A 19,422-nucleotide genomic window follows, 5' to 3' on the forward strand; every position below is an offset into this window, starting at 1 on the left:
GTTTTATTAATAAAAGTTGTCTCACCACTTCATAGACGCGCAACAATGATTTCATCCACGATATCTGAAATGACTGAATCACTGTCAGAAGGTATGATCATAAATTTTATTTCCTTTTTATACCTTTGAATATTGGTTTTTCCGAACTTGTAGAATAAGCTAAATTGGATATCTGCATTAACTTCGTTCGATAGAAAAGGTTTAGAAGGCTATCTTGGATATCAGCACTAACTTTGATCAAAACGAGCTAATTCCAAGCCATGGAGGATAAAGTTATTGCAATTGTCCATTATAGCTTCCCAATATGACCCAAACTGCAGAAAGTTACTGCCAGAATCCAACATAGGTTCGTGCGTCAATAAAGAACATGCAAAAAGCCGCCCCACCAGGGAGCGGCTTACGACTTACATAGCTATTAAATTGAAAATGAGGATATGATACCGCGTTTTAAACCTTTCGCATTTTTGATAATTGTCTCGTATTGCGATTTCGCTATTCTTCTGTCGGACATTGGAAGTTGAGGGTTCTTCACAATTTCGGCCAGCATCTTAAGCTGCTTCATCTCGTCCGGCGTTACTTTAGCTGTTGCTCTCGCCACGCGCGCCCTCCTCCTTTCCCTTATGATCCACTTCCAATTGCTCGATTACCGTATCGGCGATCTCCTTGCTTTGCTTCGCCTTCAAGTAAGACAATCCCGCATAGCCGGCCAGCAGGGAGCTGCTGACAACGGCATATATATTGTCCGTGTTGGCCATGGCCAGCGTGCTTTTCGCCACGATGCCCGTGCCGATGGCTATAAGCAGGTCACCAAGGAAGCCGAGGTCAAAAAATATATTTTTTTTGGCGCTGCCGCCATTGCGGTATCCAATCATAAAGAAGAGGAAGCGAAGCGGCCGCTGTACAGCGCGGATCAGCTTGCTGCTGGAGAAGTTAGCCCCTTCCTCGTCATATTCTATGACGAACTTCGGCAGTTCGACTATCCCATTTTTAACAAAATGTCCGATCAATCCCCCGATAAGACTCATCGCGATAGGAAGCCCGAACACGGCAAGGAAATCGTTCAAATTCCGAATGTCCTCCAGAACTACTCCTCCTCTCTCCCTTCCCCAAAACAACGTTGCCACGCTTGCCTTCAATTGCCGCTGCTTTACTCCATGTTATTTAGTTATAGCGGTTTGCGCGCCCGATTAGAACTAATTTTTCGCAGCGAAAGCGCACAAAAAAACCGTATCCCAGGCGGATACGGTTCGCTTCTCACTATAACTTCCCGCTACTTCTTCTGGATTGAATAACCGAGGGCGATAAGCGCCTTCAGCGTCTTTAACGCTGTAATACGATCGTATTCCTTCTCGCTCTCGGTCAGATCTGCATAAGGAATAAGGCTTGGATGCAGCTTGTTGACGTCGTCTCGCTGTGCGCCTAACGTCCAACCGTCCGACATGCGCTGCAGAGCCCACTCATCATGCGTATTCTCAGCCAGCTTCTCCGTCAGTTCCAATATGTCGTCGCCCAGCTCTACTCCGCTTGTATCAATCGGTTTCGGATTATATCCCATGAATTCTCTCAACCTCCAAAGCTCGCAAACTGCTATTCATATTTTCTCCATATTAATAGCCAGCCAACCGTTTGTCCAAATAATCTTCATCGATCTTTATGAGATCCCACGCCGTCACGATCCCAAGAACCCCCTCTTGCTCTCGTCCATTCTCGGTTACGAGTACCGCATCGATCTTGTTTCCGCTGTGGTAACAGTCCTCGAACAACTCCTCCAGCTCGAACACGCTCGTCCTTCTGCTAACGAACCGACAATTCTGTTTTAGCTCATAGGGCATAATATGATCGAGCTTTACCCCATTCAGATCCAGCAACCCGTCAACGACGACAGCATGCATCCATTTCAAGATTCCGTCAGCGGTAATAAGCTTGCAAAATTTGAAATCCTTGTAAACCGGATATTGCGAATACGAAGTATCGCTTATCTCTGCGAGTACAAGGGAGAGCGGGTCGGTTGCATCGAAAGCGACGACGTTGCGCGATGCGATATTTATCGCTACCGGCGGATCGCAGAGCTGATCGCATATTTTCTCGATCTGTTGTACGATTTCCACATGCGGCTCGGCTATATAATAGTTAGGTTTTATTTTCTCATGAACAATGACGTTCCGAAGCTTCGCGAATGAGCGTAATGCGTCCGCATATTGGCGGATAATGGCATATCGAGGCTGAGCCCGGCCAACGAGCTCAACGAAACTGCCGTCCATGGCGCATAGCTGCTTCAGCTTCAGATGAATTTTATTGAAGGCTGCCTCGAATCGCTCTGATCGCTCACTCGCGGACGTCGATCCCTCTATGATTGTATTCGACACGCTGTCATTCACTCTCGCTCTCCTGCTAAATGCTTCTAAACGACTCCTATTTCAAGCCGATAGGCAATCTGACGTCTCTCTCCCGATTCACATAAATCCACGAGCCGTTCTCGTCAAGTAATTCCTGGCCGAGCTTATAGATGACTTCTCTGGCGGATGCTTCATTAGCCGATGAACCGTCCTTCGGATTCAAATATTGCTCCGTCTTGTTGAGGCCGTAGGTGAAAAGCACATGCATCCGCGCATGCTCGCCCGACAGCGAGTTGTCCGACATTTGCGAATCGAAATCCGTTCTCACGATTCCGGCGGCTACTAGTACAGCTGCGGGGACCATTAGCCATGACGCCCATGTCTCCATCGCCAACGGGCTTTCGAACACATTCCATATGTAGACCAATGCGATCAGCACAACGCCGGATAGAAACAGCCAATCGGATTGCAGAGCGGCTCTCTTCCCCTCCCGCTTCTTCGTTTCCTTGGACCCATTGAAATAGCTGATCTGATCCTCGATCCACTTAACCTTCACCCATTCAAATTCCTTGATCCGATTGCTCGCCTTCTGTACCTTGATCAAATAATTTTGCGTCCGTATAACGCTGCATATCCATTCAATCTCGCTTCTCTGCTGCGTCAAGTAGACGTCCGATACATCCTGATCGACGCCTACCAAATACCAGAATAGCTGCACGCGAAGACCTTCGGATAAAGCGCGGTAATCCAGATACTTGCGATGATACTCCCGTTTCCTTCCTACTTTATACTTGTAGCCGGCCCAAGCCAACAATATGATGTACGCAATAACGATAATAGGCAGCTGGCTCATCAGCTCATAGGAAGCGACTAGCAGAACCCCCGTTATAAGAAGCATCTTGAATACTTTTTTGCGCATATTTTTTAATCTGACAGCCATTTTGTCGCTAGCGGCATACTTCAGCGCCAACGATTCCAATATCGGTGGGAGCACGCGACCTGCAGGACATAGATTGTCTATGGCTTCACGAACATCCGAATCGGGAGCCACTTTCAAATGAATGTCTTCGTTGAATGTTTCGATGTTCGTTAAGATGCGGTCGAATGTCATTTGCGCATCCTGAAAATTAGCCGGATAGATGGGAACAGGCTCGGCTATTTTATCGTTTACGCTGCCATTGGACTTACGCGGCGTGCGGATATGAATGACGATCCCGCTCGTTACCGGATCGAGCAGCTTGTTCGCGCCAGCTATCTCCGACTCGATTCCGTAGCGCATATTACGAACCGAATAAGAGGTTCCCGCCTTCAGATCGTCTCTCTCGACGCCATCCCAGAGTGCTAGCAGCACATGGCAGTACTTCGTAATATGGTCCGACACCTGCCCGTAATAATCCTCCGGCTGCAGCGTCATTCCAGCGCTAATCGCAGGCTCGTCCAGCACGTATACATAGTCGGCCTTGTCCCGCAGCGAATAGTAGCTTGCGCGGGATTGCTCCTCCTGAAACAGCTCCAAATAGGACGCTTCTGCCATCGGAAGCGGAACATACAGCTTCACCGGCTGTCCGCTGTCCCGCAACTCGATGGCCGCTTCGGCTGCGATCTGATCGGCTCCGGCAGCCAGCGGCGATAGCATAATGATCGGCGTATGCGGATACTTCTCGAGGTATTGCCTCAGTTGTTCTCTTATGGTTGCCCTTAGCAACTGCTTATGCTCTTCGAACAAATCAATATGTCCGCTGACTCCGAACAATAGCGGTGTTAGCTCACTCGTATTCATTCTTCTTACTCCTATTCCATATGGGCATGTATTAGTACGTCATGCGTATGCAGCTTCTCCGGCCTTGGATTCATTGAGAACGATACGGGGATAATCTGCACGATATACTGCTCCTGGAGTTCGCGCAATTGTCCGTATTTGTTGAAGAGCCACTTATAAAATCTAGGCATCACTTGGTTATAAATGAATTCATCATTCGTACTTAGCACGTGCAGAGAATGAGGCTGTTTACTTCCTCGCATCGACCAATCCTCGAACAAATGGAACATAACCGCCTCTGTATCCGACTCAAGCGCAATGTATAGCAACGACCCGGTATCCTCCTTGTTAAGTTGGATCAGCCTGTCATCTTTTGAAACATCCAGTTCATAGCCTAACGCAGTCAAATTATCCTTTGTCTCCGCCAGCAAATACCGGTACTTAATTCCGTAAGGACTGCTTGCAAGCTGGTCGTATTCGGAGTCGGCTGGAATCAGCCTCCATCTCTCCGAATATATCGCTCTCCCCATATCCGTCAATTGGAAGAGTAGATGCCTATATTCGCCCTTCGTATGCATAGATTGGTACTTGTTCACATGGATCAAAACAAGTCCTCGCTTCTCTAGCAGCTTGAGCTGCTTAAGCATAACATGCCACTCTACTTCTCCCGAATAAAGTTTCCGCCCTCTTGAATGTCCGGTTCTTCCAATCCGCTCCAGCAAAGCTTCTTCTTCCTCCGACAATGGTGAAGCGTCAGGCTCACCTTGGGCGGTAATGTTGACGGCCGCTGCAGCTGCTTTTTCTATCCCATTCATCCTCGCAAGCAGCTTCTGGCGGAACTGTTCGCCAGTACGCTGCTCGTTCTCCCACCTATTCTGTTCGGAGAGAAGCAAATATCTGTCGATAATAACAAGCGCATCCTCCTGCCGATGCAGCAGCTCCAGCACTTCCGCTTGCTTTAGGAGCGAGAATAATACGCCTTTCCCATTATCGAGCAGCGCGTTAATCCTTTCCTGCTCCTGCAAATTCGCAATCGCATGTTGCAGATAAGCCTTGACCGGCTCTTGCTTATAAAACTGGATATACACTTTGGACAAGTTGCCCAGCGCATATTGCATCTGGTTGCCATTCTCCATGCCGCACTCGCGCAAAATTTCGATCTGTTGTTGGAACGTACGAATCGATTCAGGGTAGTTTTTCAAATACTCATAGATTAGGCCTTTGCCTTTCAACGCTCGTTGAAGCCCCATAGTGTAGCCAATGCTGCGGCATATGCTTTCCTGCTTCTCGCGCTTCTCCAACGCCTCTTCGACGACGCCATCTTTGTTGCGCATGCCGCGGTATAGAATACTTGCCTGCATTCCATACGTATCCTGAAGCTCCTCGTACAGTTGCAACTCCTTGCAGATCGTCTCGCGGCTGCGAAGCATTTCGAGCGCTCGATTGCATCGATTATGCCGTATGAAGCGGCCGGAAGTTCTCGCAATCTCCACCTCGCTGTGGAAAAGAATCGCTGCATGAACGCCATAAGCTTGCTGCTCCAAGTAGTCGTTCTTCAACTGGCGGTTCATATGAATTTGATATTTCTCCGAATATCTTGCCTCATAATAATTGCCTTTCAGCCGCATAAGGTCCGAACGCATTAACGAGGTCTGCAATAAACCCCGGTGATGTCCAATTTCAGAACAAATCGCTTCTCTTCTATCGAGCAAGCGAAGCGCCGCGTCGATCCCTTCCTTATTGCCGATATAGATGATTTCAAACTGCAGCCACACTTGCTCGCCAAGACACTCCTGCAGCGCATCGCGATTGCCTGTCGCCAGGCAGAGCTGTTCCAGCTCCTTCAATTGCTCTGCAGCCTCATCCAAACGAAAGCGAATCCGGTTCATCTCCGCACGGCGAATTAAGTATTGTTTGCGCCCTTCGAAAGTTGCCAGTCGGCCAAGAAGCTCCCGCTGCTTCGATAGCAGCTCGTATGCTTCCTCCATACGGCCTTGCGAACTAAGCACGCCGGCTTCGAGTCCAAGACAATTTTGCAAACCGTCAACGTAATCATTAGCTAAGCAAATTTCCTTTTGCAGGACAAGCTTCTCCATACATGCTGGAAAATTACCGCGGTCTTGCAGAATGAGCGCTTGCTTGTACAAAATGTGCTGTAACGTTTTCAGTTCATTGCTTTCTCTATATCTATCTTCGGCATTCGAATATAACGCAAGAGATTCATCGGGATAACTGTCGGCGAGAAGCTCTGCAAGAAGCAATACAATCTCTTTGGCGTAATCCGCTTTGTTATACATGACATTGCTGTACATGTAGGGCAGCTTTACCTGTTCGATGCCGGCATTCTCCCAAGGAAGCGTCCTCTGCTCCAGCGTCGATAATACTTCCTTCACATAATAGGCGTCTTTGTTCCAGGCTGCGAGCAGGAAGTCCGTATCCTGATACTGATGTTTGAGAAGCTCCCACTCATTTGCTTGAATGTATTGCCAAGGCAGTTCGTCAATGAGACGGCCTTTATTTTCTAACCCGATCTCGCTTTGGAAGTAGTTTATAATTTGTCCTCGAGCATACGACACATCTTGCGATTGTCTGCCATACCGCCTCTGAACAGCGATCCGCATATACATATGATAGATGCGAAGCGGTCCGGAACGATGCGTCAAGTAAGGCTCTAGCGCAACCATGAACGTTGCCCATATCGTATCCGGAATTTTGTGTCCGATGCGGCTCCATATGTGCTTGAGCTCACTGTAAAGCAAGCCGGAACGCGAAGACCATAACAGCAGCAGCGTATTTTTTACGAAGCCCGGAACGATCCATTCGTCATACACACGCTCGAAACGACTCAATATTTGTTCATAGAGAACGTCAGGCGTCTCTGCTTGCAAATAATTAGCCAGTTCGTTCTGCAGCCTGCTTCGCGAATCTCCGATCAGTCTTATTTCTTCCAGAAGAGCCCGCAAAAACAACGGATTATTCGTTTGCACCGATTCAACAATCGCTTTATGCTCCCGCGGTTCAAGCGATTTGCCGTGCATTACGGTCAGCACTTGATTAATGATCTGTTCCTTCTGTTCTCGATTGAGCGGCCCGATCTCGAGAGACTTCCATTTGTCGTGCTTCGGCGCGCAATTGGTTGTACTGGAAACGACGATCAGAACGTTGTTCGGCACTTCAAGCGGCAGCCAGCTGAAAAACTCCTCGTCTGCTGCATCTTCGAATTGGTTAATCGCGTCGATCACAATCAGCAGCTTCTCCGTCTCCGGGACGGAATTTAGGCATCTTAAGAATGCATCTCTAACGAGATCAGCTTGAATGGGATTGTCGATGCGCAGCGCAAATAAACCGTTCATCTCGGCGATCAGCCTCTTCACCGTGCCGAGCGCGGTCATACTGTTCCTCGTGAGACCGACGAAATGAGCAATGCCTTGAAGCGAGCTCTTGCCTTCCGCCTGCTCCTCGAGCTTCTCATGCATCCAGTTGCTAAGCAGCGCAGACTTGCCCAGCCCCGACATGCCGTGCACCACGATAGACTTGCCTTCTGCTAGCACAAGGCGATCAAGCTCCTCGAAATAATGCGAGTTTTTGATAAACGTTTCGTTTACGAGATTCAAGGCATTCACCTCATGCTCGTACCGTTCACGTTCTACATCGTCTGCTCGCTTCTCCTCGGGAAACAAACTATTAATAAGGTGGATGAAATCACGTTTCACCCATTGTCCAAGCTCCTGTCTGTCTCGGAAGCCGTCTCTGCAAGTAACGCCGCTGGCCTTAATATCTTGTTTAAGCTGCGCAAGCTTGCTCTGCCGATCCAGCATCAGCTCTTTCGCTCGCGCTTCGTCTAGGTCGCGCACTTCATCTCCCCGCACTTGCTCTACGTATTTATAAAGTTCATCTTCGGCAACCGTCTCCAGGAACGCAGGATCGCGGAAGTAGAAGAAGCCGTTGCTGAGCACGGAAGGTTGCGAGAGCGCATGGCGAATCTCAATCTCCGTTATCGAACGGTCCATATAAGGCGCCAGCTCCGGATATTGATGAACAATATGTTCCGGATACGAATGCGACGAGCCGTACCTCTCTCCGAGTATACCGACGAAGAACGGAATGCAGCTGTCAATCTCACTTAAACAGATGGGCAGCACTTCCTTAGCGTGGATCTTCTCCTCTTGGATGCCCCATCGCAGGTCTACTTCGCTCCACACGACACCGCGCTTTGCGCATATACTCCTTAATTCGGGAAAAATATTCGTGACCAGCTCGTCACGCTCCGCATCCATATCGAGAAACGGCGACGATAAGAACAGTCTGATGCCTCTTTTTGCACCTTGCACTTGCTTCCGTGCAGCCGTCATATTAGTGCGCTCCTTTGGGAATCCGTGTCAGCTCGTTGACATATATCTCTCTAGTGAAGTTCGTATATTGCTGTTCTTTGCGCTTCTTCATCACATTGACGTTATAGAAACGTTTGTGCAGATGCCCTCTTATTTGCACAAACTCGCCAACGATCAGATCTGCGTTCCGTTTAGCTATCTCTCCCCAGCAAGTCAAATGCAAATAACTTTTGAAGCCATGTGCATTTACGGTTATCCCAAGGTTCAAATATGGAATTTTCCGCGCCCCGTGTTCTGGAAAGTATGAAATCACTTTATTGATATGTCCTTGAATATGGACTTGATTGACCCCTTTTTGCACTCTGTTATCATCCGCTTTCACGGGCTGCATAGCAGTCACCATAACCTGACAAGCGGTATGCGGTGATTTCTTCGTAACCGTCAAATGCTCGTTAACTTCGTATAAGTATTCGGCATCCTCACCGCGAAGCTTATTCCCTTGTGACTGAAATAACGTATCATGAGGCATAAAAGGGATGAGTCCGCGATTTACGAGCTTATCCCAATCGATGATTTCCCCTTTGCCGGACACAGGAACTCTCGTAGTCGGATATTCTCGAAACAAATTATAGTAGTGCTCTACTGCACTTTGATATAGCTTATCTACGTTATAACCCTTTCTATCATAAACACTGCTGATCACCGCGCCTTCCAGCCGTACCGAATCCCCTGCCTTATATGGAACATCCTTTCGGTCGAACCATACAAGATCGAGCTCATCAACGGCTCCGTTAGGCCGTTTTGCCTCCATCTTCATGCTATGTATTAAACGTTTGCCCGTCTGCATGGGCTGCCCAGGGACGTAGGTAAGTACGCCTACAAGCTCAATCCGATTAAAGTAAAGATTAGTGTTCGTATTCATCCGACTCTTCGACTCTCCCCCGCAATCCTTCATTTATATAGTATACGAAATAGAGCGTTACACTACGGTTACAGCTTCAACGATCAGAAAACGGCTGCCATGGATGATGCTAAAGCATCACCCAGGCAGCCGTTGCGGCTTACTATATTAGATTAATCTCCAACCGGGAACCAGTTCGTCGGTCTTACGATCATCTCCCATAACGGGGTTGGCACGGTCAGATCCGCTTGCCCGCTTCTCGACAGCTTCGTTCTAATCTGCTCCTCTTGTCCGCTCTCCACTTTTTCCACCCATTCAGGCTCCATAATGAGCTCCCGCCCAATCGCGACAAGCGGTACGACTTCAAGCGTACGAAGCGCTTCGTCAGGCGTGCGAATCGAGCCTACCCCGATAATCGGTACGAGATGCCCTACGCGCTCTTGAATCCACTCGAGACGAGATTTGATAGGCTCAGCTCCGCGTTTTGGCAAAGAATCCGCCTCCATGAGCGATATATGCAGGTAGTCTAGATCCTTCCTTGCCAATTCATCCACAAGCCTAAATGTATGCTCCATCGTAATGCCCGGAGTCGTCGCTTCCTCAGGGGAGAACCGATATCCAACGAGGAACGGTTCCTTCGCATGCTGCGCTGCAACTCGTTTCACTTCATCAACAACCGCTAACGGGAAGACGAGGCGTCTGTCGATATCGCCGCCATAACGGTCATCCCTCGTATTCGATTGCTCGGAGAAAAACTGCTGCAGCAAATATCCGTTAGCGCCATGAATCTCCACGCCGTCGAACCCAGCTTCAATAGCCCGTCTTGTCGTTGCGCCGAAATCGCGCACAATCGACTCGATCTCTGACTCCGTTAACGCTCTTGGCACAACGCCGTCATTTTGTTCGGAAGCAACGGCGCTTGCGCCGACGACATCGCCGCCAGGCACTAACGCTGCCGGGCACAATCTGCCTCCATGATAAATTTGAAGCACTGCTTTAGCGCCCTTTTCCTTAATGGAGGCCGCTACGCGGCTCATGCTTGGAATCATTTCATCGCGATCGCCCGCGAATTGACCGGGAAAGCCTTTGCCATTCGGAGATACGTAGATGCAGGCCGTTACAACCATCCCCACGCCGCCCGCTCTGCGTTCATAATAATGAAGCTCATCCTCAGATACCGTTCCGTCCTCAAGGGAAGAAAAGTTAGTCATTGGAGCCATTACGATTTTATTTTTTATCTGAACACCGCTTTTGAACGTAAAGCTTTCGAACAGTGGTTTGTATTGTTCCTTCATTTCAACACTCCTCATTGTATATACTTCATATATAGCTTCAGCTCAAACTGTAACTATTTTGTATACTGTACTATATTATGATACAGTTAGACTGTCAAGCGTTAAATCTCACTTGAAAAAATAAGCAATTACCCGCTTGACAGCTCTAACTGTATATTATATTATTACAGTAACAACATTGATTACAGTTAAACACATTTGAATAGGGGCGGTGGAAAAGATGAGATTTGAAACAAGCGATTGGGTACAAGGAAGAACGAGCAACGGAGAATTAATTCAAGGATTTATCGAGCATATCGATTCTCTTGAAGGAATCGTCACCGTGCAGGTTATTAAATCGGACAATGAAGATTCAGTAGGCAAACCTACCGCCGTTCGCGAGCATTGGATCAAAAAAATTCCCGAAGACGCACCACTGAATGCACAGCAATTGTTAAGCATGATCGATCTTGCTTTGGCGACTAGAGATGAAGCTTGGTTCATGGAGCTGACCGATCAACTGCAGGCCGTGAAGCTGCTGGACAACTACGATAGCCGCAACAAGAACAATGCTAAGCATTCCCGACTAACGTCGTTTATATAAGAGTGAGAGGCAAGCCGGCTTAAACGCCGGCTTGTCTTTTTGTTTGCCATTTTTTTCATATGCATGCAGACGATTTGTATCGCTCCGCGACATTGATTACAATGATAGGTACAGCCATTCAATAATGGAGGGATGCATGATGCACAGAAAGTCATTCCATCTTCTTGTACTGCTAATGATTTGCTTAATCGTTGCGGGCTGCGGCTCGAACCAGGCCAACAATACGAATGTGCCAAACGAAACCCCGCCTATCCAATCTACCGAACCCGAACCAACTGCTACAACCGCCGCTCAGACCGATCCGCCGCCTGCCGAAACAGCAAAACCCGTTATCGATCCTATACAGGAGCAGATTGATGAAATGACCCTTAATGAGAAGATCGGCCAAATGATCATTATCGGATTAGAAGGTACGAAAGCCGATAAGGAAGCCATTAAAATGATTAAAGATAATAAGATTGGCGGTTTTATTTTGTTCAAAGACAACATGAGCAGCGCTGACCAGATCATCTCCCTGCTGAATGCGCTTAAGTCCGAGAACGAATCGAACAAAGTCCCGTTATGGCTGAGCGTCGATCAGGAAGGCGGCAAAGTGAATCGCCTGCCGAAATCCTTTGTTGCCATCCCTACCGCGAAGTCCATCGGCGCAGCGGATAACGACAGCTATACGCAAGCCGTTAGCCAGGCAACCGGTCTAGCGCTTAAGTCGCTTGGCTTCAATATGGACTTCGCCCCCGTTCTCGATATTAACAGCAACCCGAACAATCCCGTTATCGGAAGCCGAGCCTTTGGCTCGAATCCAGACTCGGTCATACGTCATGGTATCGGCACGATGGAAGGACTGCGGTCGAATCATATCGCGGCGGTCGTGAAGCATTTTCCCGGGCATGGAGATACATCGGTCGACTCTCATCTAGAGCTGCCTGTAGTCGGCAAGAGCTTATCCGAGCTGGAACAGTTTGAACTGCTTCCCTTCAAGGAGGCGATCGCTCATGATGCCGATGCGGTAATGGTTGCGCACCTGCTCATTCCGTCCATAGATGATACTAATCCAGCATCCTTGTCCAAAGAGATCATCACCGATTTGCTGCGTGACGAGCTCGGATACGATGGTGTCGTTATGACTGATGATATGACGATGGGCGGTATTATTAACCATCATGATATTGGTGAAGCGGCCGTTCGTTCCATCCAGGCTGGCACCGATATCGTATTAGTGGGGCATGACAACGTAATGCAGAACAAAGTGTATAATGCGCTTAAGGCAAGCGCTGCCTCAGGCGAACTAAGCAAAGAAAAGATCGATGAGCATGTCCATCGGATATTGGCGCTGAAAGCCAAGTATGCGCTAAGCGATAACGATGGCCCAATAAGCGACATCGACATGGATACGATTAACGAGCGATTCAACGATGCTCTGAGCTTCAACGAGAAGTAAACCCGATCCGCGCAACATAACAAAGGGGCGTTCGCCTTCGAACGCCCCTCAGCTATGCCGCTTATTACAATCGTTGCTTCACAACGGTTTTCGCATAATACTCTTTTAATATGTGCTCCGCTTGTTTCCCGTATATACCAAATCCCCGATTTGATGCAGCATCCTCAGCAGCGTACAGCTTCGCGCTCCAGTCCCACCAGAAAAATCCGGCGAACCACGGCTCGTCCCAAAACGCTTGTAGCGTGGATTGATAGAAGTTAGCCTGCTCGCTTTCGCTCGCCGGAAGCTCCTTATGCATGAAGTCCCACGGCATCGTCGCGCAGCCAAGCGCGCTTCGGCAGCCAATCTCCATGAATACGACTGGCTTATTGAATCTCGCCGACAAGGCAGCAAGCCGCGGCTTATACCGTTCCCAATTGGTTGCCATCGACTGCGCGCTGTCTCCCGGCTTCACGCCAACCGGATAATATGCGCTAGTACCGATATAATCTACCGCATCGAACCAATCAACACCCTCCTCCTTGCCGTGATTCGCGTTATAAATAATCGGTCCGCTATAGATGGTGCGGAGCTTGGCAATAAGTGTGCGCCACTGTGCAGAGCGCGATTCCGTCTTCACCATCTCGCACCCGATACATAACATTTCGCAGTCCAGCTCTTCAGCCAGCTCCGCATAATGGCACAAGAAATTCGAATAGGATTCGAACCATTTCTCCCAATACGGTGAAGCATCGTTATCGTTCGGGAAGCCGATATGCGCACGCCATATGCCGTCACGTGAATTGACGACCGGCTTCAGACATACTCGAAGCCCAAGACTCTTCGCTTGCTTCACCGCAAACTCAATGTCTCTATCGGTTACCGTATAGCCGTAATCAAAATAAATTTGAGTAGCATGTATCGTATCCTGGTATGTCCAGAATGATAAAGCAATCCACTCGCTACCTGTCTCTCTCAGCTTGCGCATAGAATCGATGGCGTATGGCTGACGATACTCTCCGTGCTTTGAGCCCCATCCATAAGTCATCCCTTTGAAGAAAGGTGCGGTTATCATCGATAGCTCCTCCTTATGCTGCATGTCGTATGTGCAATCCCTCTCATACTAATCCGCAGAGCAACGTCAGTAAATGGAACTATGCGGACTAAATATGGAATTATGCTTGATCGAGCGCTGAGCATAAGAATGCAAAAAGAAGCAAACTGCGCGGAGCAGTCTGCTTCTTCCATTTGCTTTATTATTTCGATGCGACTTTCGCGGTCAATTGACCATCAGCAGACTTGGCAGTTGCTTTGTCCACCGGTGTTGCACGATTTAACTTGCCGACGAACAAGCTTAGCGGCAATGCAACGATGGCAATAATCGTTGCCACTACATACACGTCATTCACGCTCATCGTGAACGACATCATTTCAATATGCAGCGGATCGGTGTCGCCTGCCTTCACGAAATCCGTAGCATGGCCGATCGACCTTGACGTTAACATCGTCGTGAAGATCGCAATCGCGAACGAGCCGAATACGTTCCGCGTCCAGTTCGTGATCGCTGATGCGTGTCCGGACAGCTCCGCCGGAATTTGCTCCATCGCCGCGTTGCTCGACGGCATTACGACGAAGGCGATGCCGAGATTTCGAACGACCATCCACCAGATGACGTAGGAATGGGATACATCTACGCTAAGCCAGCTAAGTGCAAGCGTACCGACCGACAAGAGCACGATGCCGATCGACATCAACCAGCGCGGACCGATAATGCCGTACAGCTTGCCGACAACGGGCATCAACAGCGCCATAGCCAGAGAAGCCGGGAGAAGTATCATCCCCGTGTCCATGGCTGATACATGCTGGATGCGTTGCAGGAATATTGGGGTAAGCAGCGTACCCGAATATAAGCTGATTGTAATAATGTTCGCGATAATCGCATTCAATGTAAATCGTCCGTTCGCGAACACGCGCAAATTCAGAAGCGGCGTCTCCGCGGTCAATTCACGCCATATGAACAAGATCAGTGAAATACCGCCAACTACGAACAAGCCAATAACCTTGATCGAGCTCCATCCCCAGCCATGTCCTTGCCCTAACGCTAACAGCAAGGATGAGCTGCTTATGATAACAGTAATGAATCCGATACCGTCGAACGCCTTTGGCACATTCATACGGTAATAAGGAATATAGGCATATACAAAGCCGATCGCAATAAGTCCAATCGGAATGTTCATTAGGAATAGCCAATGCCAATTGAAGTTCTCAAGCACCCAACCGCTGATCGTCGGTCCGAAGGCTGGAGCGAGCATCGCGGACAAGCCCCAGAAGGCTACAGCCATCGCTTGTCTTTCCTTCGGAATAATTTGATAAATAATAGACATCGTAGCCGGAATGATCAAGCCGCTGAACGCGCCTTGCATAACGCGGAACGCGATAAGCGATCCCTCGCTCCAAGCTGCCGCGCACAATACGGACGCAAGCGTGAAGCCAATTAAGGAGTACAAGTATAAGCGTCTATAGCTCAGCTTCTCCCCTAAGTAGCCGGCGATAGGCGCTGTCGTACCCATTGCAAGCATGAAGCCGGTTAGCGTCCACTGCACCGAGCCTAAGGTCGTATGGAAATGATCCTTGAGCGGCTCCAATGCAAGGTTAATACTTGCTGATGCAAGCACGCACAGAAAGGATCCGATAAAGATCGCAAGCATTACCGGCCAGAATCGTACATGGTTAAGATCGTTCTGTTTCATATTGTTCTCTTCACACCTTTTTCTCTATAATGACTTTTCGTTCTTTATAACGATAAAATGTATGCTACTCCAAAATACTTTAGTTGTAAAGTAATTTTCTTTTTTACCAAAAAAAAAGAAGCTGCCTAGGATCCTTTTTCCCAGGCAGCTTCCGCTATATAGCTTTACATTAGGCTAAGCTTCACGTAGAGCCCCTTTCTCTAAATAAAGCACACGATCGCAATAAGACAAAACGCGTTCATCATGAGTTACCATTACTGCAGCGCGGCCTTCGGCCCGCACCTCTTCCGCCAGCATCTTGACGACAGCTGCTCCTCGCTCAGCATCGAGACTCGCCGTCGGCTCGTCGGCGAACAGCACGTCGGGCTTGTTCATTAGCGCTCTTGCAATAGCGACTCGCTGCTTTTCCCCACCTGACAGACGGCTTGGATAGAATCGGCTTCTATGCGACAGTCCCAGCCGCTCTAGTAGTGACTTGGCACGTATGCGCGCTTCCTCTTTCCTTAGGCCAGCCAGCTTGGCAATCAGCAGTAATTGCTCTTCAACCTTCAAGTAGGGGATGAGGTTGGCGCTTTGAAAGACGAAGCCGATCTTGCGGAGCCTTAAATCGGCAAGCTGCTTCGCCTTCAAACCCGAGACTTCTTCGCCGCCAATGAATACTTCCCCGCTCGTTGGCGTAAGCAACGCGCCGGCGATAGACAGAAACGTGCTTTTTCCGGAACCCGAAGGTCCCATTACCGCGATCAATTCGTTTTCCTTCACTTGGAGCGACAGCTTGCTCAGTACGGTAAGCGTTGTACCGCCGTCTTGAAACGTACGGCTTACATCATCCAATTGCAGCTTAATGGCCATTATGTCGTCCTCCCGATAGCTTCTAAAGCGTCTGTCTTGGCAACCTGATACACCGACAGCAATGAACCGGCTAGCGACATGGCGACGAATGAACCGCACACGAACGCCAATGTTCCGCTCTCCAGTTGGAAAGGCAGCGAGTTAGGAAGAACGGCTTCAGCTGCCCATATAAGAAGCAAACTAACCGTCAAACTGCCTACCGAAAGCACCAGCACTTGTCCGACGACACCGGCTACAAGATATGCCGTTTTCGTTCCAATCGCTTTCAGTACGCCGAATTGGCCAGATTTCTGAATCGTGACGACATAGAAAAATACCGCCAGTACAAAAGCCGAAATAACGAACAAAAATACGATCATCATCATTAAAGAGCCCTGTTCTTCCTTATAACCCGGTATTGCCGACACGGCTTCGCCCTTCGAAATCACTTCGACTCCCTCTACTATCGTACGTAACTGGTCAGCCTCATCCTCCGATGCTAGTACGGCAAAAGCGTTGTATTGACCGATGTCGGTACGAGCATCTCTCCCGAGTGCCATCTTGGCCTGCAGCTTGCTCCATTCCAGCGGATTCAGGAACACGACCGGCGTATGGCTGAACGACTGATCGTCGGTATAACCGCTTATTGTCCAGCTTGTACCGCTAGCGTGATCCACAACAACGTTACCAATCGTATAACCTTCCTTCGCTAGCTTGCGATCGACGACAATCGCCCCTTCAATATCCCCCGTCAACGTTTTGCCTTGGGTGACGACGGGGGCGATCCAGCTATCGGGATCAATAGCTATTAACGCGACGTCCGCTTTTCCTTGCCCGTTTTCTTGCGACAATGTTGTCATTTTCAAGTTAAAGGCTGACACGCGTTCCTTCCCCAATACGACTTCGGCAGCCCCCAGCTGGTGAGCACTGAGTTCCGATCGCATCAATCGATGATCGGCATCATCCTGCAGGATCATATAGTCCGCTTCCATATTCTCGATAACCGAACCGTTCGCATAGGCCAGCCCTCGCGCAAGCCCCGTTACGAACAGCACCAGAAAAGAAACGAGCAGCATAATCGTAATGATTAAAGCATATCTCGTCTTGGCGTGACGCATTTCTCTAAGAGCTAGATACATGGCTTTCTCCTCCCTTCGAATAGCTCCAAGTTTAGGAACGCAACATGAACGGAGTGTGAATAACAGATGACAAACGATTACAATGAAGCATAAGAAGAAACGCCTAACGGCTTCTTTTCTATAGACGCCAACGTTTCGTCGAAACGGATAGAGAAAGTATGTGCAATATCATATACTTTCCTATACGTCAAAAAAAAGCCTAACCATCACTCAATCGAAGTGAGATTAGACTTTAGTCGGTTCGCGCGGTTCCGCTAAGTAATACTGTTCACGAGCTTCAAAACCGTATCTCTCGTTAGCTTGTTGCCGCCGGAGGCAATGAGATTAACTGTTGCATGAGCTAAAGTGAGCGGTATTTTGCAAAAATCGAGTGCCGGTCCGCCCTTCAACTCCACGATGTAAGCATCGGCAAGTTTCAGATTGCGGCGAGTGTACGTTATCATTTCTTCAGAGCCCCAGCCGTTAGGGAAAAAGTCTACCCCTCGTTCCAAGTCTTCCTTGCGATTACGCAAAATGTTAACCGCCTGCAAACCTCTGCCGAATGCAACCGCTTTTGCGAAGTCGCTCTTCGTACCGTCGAACCACAGCCAGATTTCGGAGAGCATTTCGCCAACCATGCCGGCAACGCTGTACGTATAACGATCAAGATCCTCTTCCGTATCGATATTCCAGCTCGTATGCACCCAATCGGCCATCTGCTTGGACATTTTGGAAATATAGCGATACACAACCGGCGCAACCGTCGGAGGGCATAACAACGCCCAATCATGAAGCATCATCGTTACTTCAGGCAGCACTTTGCTGTGCGGAGCAAGCACTTCCTGCGTCTTCTTAACGACATCCTCGGATTGAAACGCCTCGTGGATCGCTAACAGCAGCTCCACCTTCAGATCATCGGGGAGAGTCTCGTGGTCCTCAATCTCATCGATCGCTCTCATACACAAATAAGCAGAACTAACAGCTTCTTTCAAGCCTGCTTTCAAACGGTTAATGGGAATAAAAAAAGTACGGCTTGTCTTTTTCAACATCTTCATTGCGGCGTTCAGGGTTACTACTCCTTCCACAAAGCAGCTTTTCTTTTTGCTTGATTAATCACTTATTTTTATGATAGCATATTTCATTCTAGTTTCAACGTCATTCTGAAATAATATACTCCATTGCCATCAAAGAATGGCAAATTGGCATCGTTTGACTCGGAATGTCGGGATAGCGGAAGCGTGAACGGGCAACCATAATGCCGAACCCGCACGACATCATACTTTGCCGAGGAGCTGATCGAATTTCATGAAGAAATACGTTGCGCTGGCTGCTTTGTTGCTTGTTACTGCTTGTTCCTCCACGCCTAACACGGTTGAAAAACAATCGACTGGCGAGCATATGCGGATCAACAATTATGCCAATACGCGGACAACCATCCCTCATACCGACAGCAATATGAAGATCAACTCGCAGAATGGCACTTTTTCTTCTTCTCTTACGTATCCACACGGACAGCCGGACAATACGATGAGAACAAGATCGCTTAACTTGCCTGACTGGCTGATGGGAAGAATACAGATCGGTTATCCGGGCGGTACTACGAATGATGGCAATTACAACTACGGAAATGGCAATTATGTACAAAATCCTTCCAATTCACCGGCTCCAACCGTAACGAACGCTCCGAACGCGAACCCGAATACGGGCACTAGCCAAGGTACGGGCGATTTCGAGCAGGAAGTGCTGAAGCTTGTTAATGCGCAGCGTCAGAGCGCTGGGCTTGGTGCGCTGAGCATGGATGCGAAGCTTGCCAATATGGCGATGGTCAAAGCAAAGGATATGTTCGACAACAACTACTTCGATCATAACTCGCYGACATACGGGTCGCCATTCGATATGATGCGTCAATTCGGCATCACTTATCAATATGCAGGCGAAAATATTGCCAAAGGCCAGCCTACCCCGCAGCAAGTCATGAACGACTGGATGAATAGCCCGGGCMACCGAGCGAACATTCTTAAGTCGAGCTTCACGAAGATCGGCGTCGCTTATTACAAAGGTGAATGGGTGCAAGAATTTATCGGCTAAAATATGCGAAAGC

General features: G+C 48.7%; 16 protein-coding genes. 3 read left to right on the forward strand and 13 right to left on the reverse strand.

Annotated features, from left to right (window positions below):
- Window positions 1-415: 415 nt before the first annotated feature.
- From AC1DF0_RS16310 to AC1DF0_RS16345, 8 genes are all read right to left on the reverse strand, one after another.
- Entirely contained in the window at window positions 416-598 is a 183-nt protein-coding gene (locus tag AC1DF0_RS16310) for a hypothetical protein (RefSeq protein WP_337099311.1), read from the reverse strand.
- A complete protein-coding gene (locus AC1DF0_RS16315; RefSeq protein ID WP_477574623.1) occupies window positions 579-1,064 on the reverse strand; it encodes a hypothetical protein in 486 nt (161 codons plus the stop codon). Before AC1DF0_RS16315 ends, AC1DF0_RS16310 begins: the two co-directional genes overlap by 20 nt.
- A 206-nt stretch (window positions 1,065-1,270) precedes the next feature.
- Window positions 1,271-1,555: a RyR domain-containing protein gene (locus tag AC1DF0_RS16320; RefSeq protein ID WP_442049287.1), complete on the reverse strand. Its 285-nt coding sequence runs from the start codon at window positions 1,553-1,555 to the stop codon at window positions 1,271-1,273.
- Window positions 1,556-1,607: 52 nt separating this feature from the next.
- Window positions 1,608-2,378 (reverse strand): CBS domain-containing protein, encoded by a 771-nt coding sequence (locus tag AC1DF0_RS16325; protein WP_477574624.1) that lies wholly within the window; start codon window positions 2,376-2,378, stop codon window positions 1,608-1,610.
- A gap of 34 nt (window positions 2,379-2,412) precedes the next feature.
- Complete coding sequence (locus tag AC1DF0_RS16330) at window positions 2,413-4,116, reverse strand: hypothetical protein (RefSeq protein ID WP_477574625.1); 1,704 nt, start codon at window positions 4,114-4,116, stop codon at window positions 2,413-2,415.
- 11 nt (window positions 4,117-4,127) lie between these two features.
- The gene (locus AC1DF0_RS16335) at window positions 4,128-8,447 is read right to left on the reverse strand and encodes a DUF4062 domain-containing protein (RefSeq protein WP_477574626.1); all 4,320 of its coding nucleotides are present in this window, start codon (window positions 8,445-8,447) and stop codon (window positions 4,128-4,130) included.
- A gap of 1 nt (window position 8,448) precedes the next feature.
- The gene (locus AC1DF0_RS16340; RefSeq protein WP_442049291.1) at window positions 8,449-9,348 is read right to left on the reverse strand and encodes a hypothetical protein; all 900 of its coding nucleotides are present in this window, start codon (window positions 9,346-9,348) and stop codon (window positions 8,449-8,451) included.
- 152 nt (window positions 9,349-9,500) lie between these two features.
- Window positions 9,501-10,622, reverse strand: a complete 1,122-nt coding sequence (locus AC1DF0_RS16345) for an NADH-dependent flavin oxidoreductase (protein WP_442049292.1) — start codon at window positions 10,620-10,622, stop codon at window positions 9,501-9,503.
- A gap of 220 nt (window positions 10,623-10,842) precedes the next feature.
- On the opposite strand from AC1DF0_RS16345, the gene AC1DF0_RS16350 reads away from it, so the two are divergent.
- Window positions 10,843-11,205, forward strand: a complete 363-nt coding sequence (locus tag AC1DF0_RS16350; RefSeq protein WP_477574627.1) for an IDEAL domain-containing protein — start codon at window positions 10,843-10,845, stop codon at window positions 11,203-11,205.
- A gap of 136 nt (window positions 11,206-11,341) precedes the next feature.
- Window positions 11,342-12,643, forward strand: a complete 1,302-nt coding sequence (nagZ, locus tag AC1DF0_RS16355; protein ID WP_477574628.1) for a beta-N-acetylhexosaminidase — start codon at window positions 11,342-11,344, stop codon at window positions 12,641-12,643.
- Window positions 12,644-12,707: 64 nt separating this feature from the next.
- On the opposite strand, the gene AC1DF0_RS16360 is transcribed toward nagZ, so the two are convergent.
- From AC1DF0_RS16360 to AC1DF0_RS16380, 5 genes are all read right to left on the reverse strand, one after another.
- On the reverse strand, window positions 12,708-13,697 hold the full coding sequence (locus tag AC1DF0_RS16360; protein WP_477574629.1) for a glycoside hydrolase family 113: 990 nt from the start codon (window positions 13,695-13,697) through the stop codon (window positions 12,708-12,710).
- 181 nt (window positions 13,698-13,878) lie between these two features.
- Entirely contained in the window at window positions 13,879-15,372 is a 1,494-nt protein-coding gene (locus AC1DF0_RS16365; RefSeq protein ID WP_477574630.1) for a DHA2 family efflux MFS transporter permease subunit, read from the reverse strand.
- Between the two features lie 174 nt (window positions 15,373-15,546).
- Window positions 15,547-16,224 carry an ABC transporter ATP-binding protein gene (locus AC1DF0_RS16370; protein ID WP_442049297.1) on the reverse strand — a complete coding sequence of 226 codons (678 nt, stop codon included), beginning with the start codon at window positions 16,222-16,224 and terminating at the stop codon, window positions 15,547-15,549.
- Window positions 16,224-17,342, reverse strand: coding sequence for an ABC transporter permease (locus AC1DF0_RS16375; RefSeq protein ID WP_477574631.1), 1,119 nt, complete (start codon window positions 17,340-17,342; stop codon window positions 16,224-16,226). The genes AC1DF0_RS16370 and AC1DF0_RS16375 overlap by 1 nt, the downstream gene beginning before the upstream one ends.
- A gap of 254 nt (window positions 17,343-17,596) precedes the next feature.
- Window positions 17,597-18,376 carry a phytoene/squalene synthase family protein gene (locus tag AC1DF0_RS16380; RefSeq protein WP_337099300.1) on the reverse strand — a complete coding sequence of 260 codons (780 nt, stop codon included), beginning with the start codon at window positions 18,374-18,376 and terminating at the stop codon, window positions 17,597-17,599.
- Between the two features lie 250 nt (window positions 18,377-18,626).
- Here AC1DF0_RS16380 and AC1DF0_RS16385 point away from each other — a divergent pair, with 250 nt between their 5' ends.
- Entirely contained in the window at window positions 18,627-19,409 is a 783-nt protein-coding gene (locus AC1DF0_RS16385; RefSeq protein ID WP_477574632.1) for a CAP domain-containing protein, read from the forward strand.
- The last annotated feature ends 13 nt before the right edge of the window (window positions 19,410-19,422 follow it).

It is taken from the genome of Paenibacillus sp. 05T425 (genome assembly GCF_056396205.1).

Coding starts and splice junctions, on each gene's coding strand:
- AC1DF0_RS16340 (WP_442049291.1), bottom strand. CDS start 9,348: ATGAATACGAACACTAATCTTTACTTTAATCGGATTGAGCTTGTAGGC.
- AC1DF0_RS16335 (WP_477574626.1), bottom strand. CDS start 8,447: ATGACGGCTGCACGGAAGCAAGTGCAAGGTGCAAAAAGAGGCATCAGA.
- nagZ (WP_477574628.1), top strand. CDS start 11,342: ATGATGCACAGAAAGTCATTCCATCTTCTTGTACTGCTAATGATTTGC.
- AC1DF0_RS16345 (WP_442049292.1), bottom strand. CDS start 10,622: ATGAAGGAACAATACAAACCACTGTTCGAAAGCTTTACGTTCAAAAGC.
- AC1DF0_RS16320 (WP_442049287.1), bottom strand. CDS start 1,555: ATGGGATATAATCCGAAACCGATTGATACAAGCGGAGTAGAGCTGGGC.
- AC1DF0_RS16375 (WP_477574631.1), bottom strand. CDS start 17,342: ATGTATCTAGCTCTTAGAGAAATGCGTCACGCCAAGACGAGATATGCT.
- AC1DF0_RS16365 (WP_477574630.1), bottom strand. CDS start 15,372: ATGAAACAGAACGATCTTAACCATGTACGATTCTGGCCGGTAATGCTT.
- AC1DF0_RS16350 (WP_477574627.1), top strand. CDS start 10,843: ATGAGATTTGAAACAAGCGATTGGGTACAAGGAAGAACGAGCAACGGA.
- AC1DF0_RS16360 (WP_477574629.1), bottom strand. CDS start 13,697: ATGATAACCGCACCTTTCTTCAAAGGGATGACTTATGGATGGGGCTCA.
- AC1DF0_RS16380 (WP_337099300.1), bottom strand. CDS start 18,376: ATGAAGATGTTGAAAAAGACAAGCCGTACTTTTTTTATTCCCATTAAC.
- AC1DF0_RS16370 (WP_442049297.1), bottom strand. CDS start 16,224: ATGGCCATTAAGCTGCAATTGGATGATGTAAGCCGTACGTTTCAAGAC.
- AC1DF0_RS16330 (WP_477574625.1), bottom strand. CDS start 4,116: ATGAATACGAGTGAGCTAACACCGCTATTGTTCGGAGTCAGCGGACAT.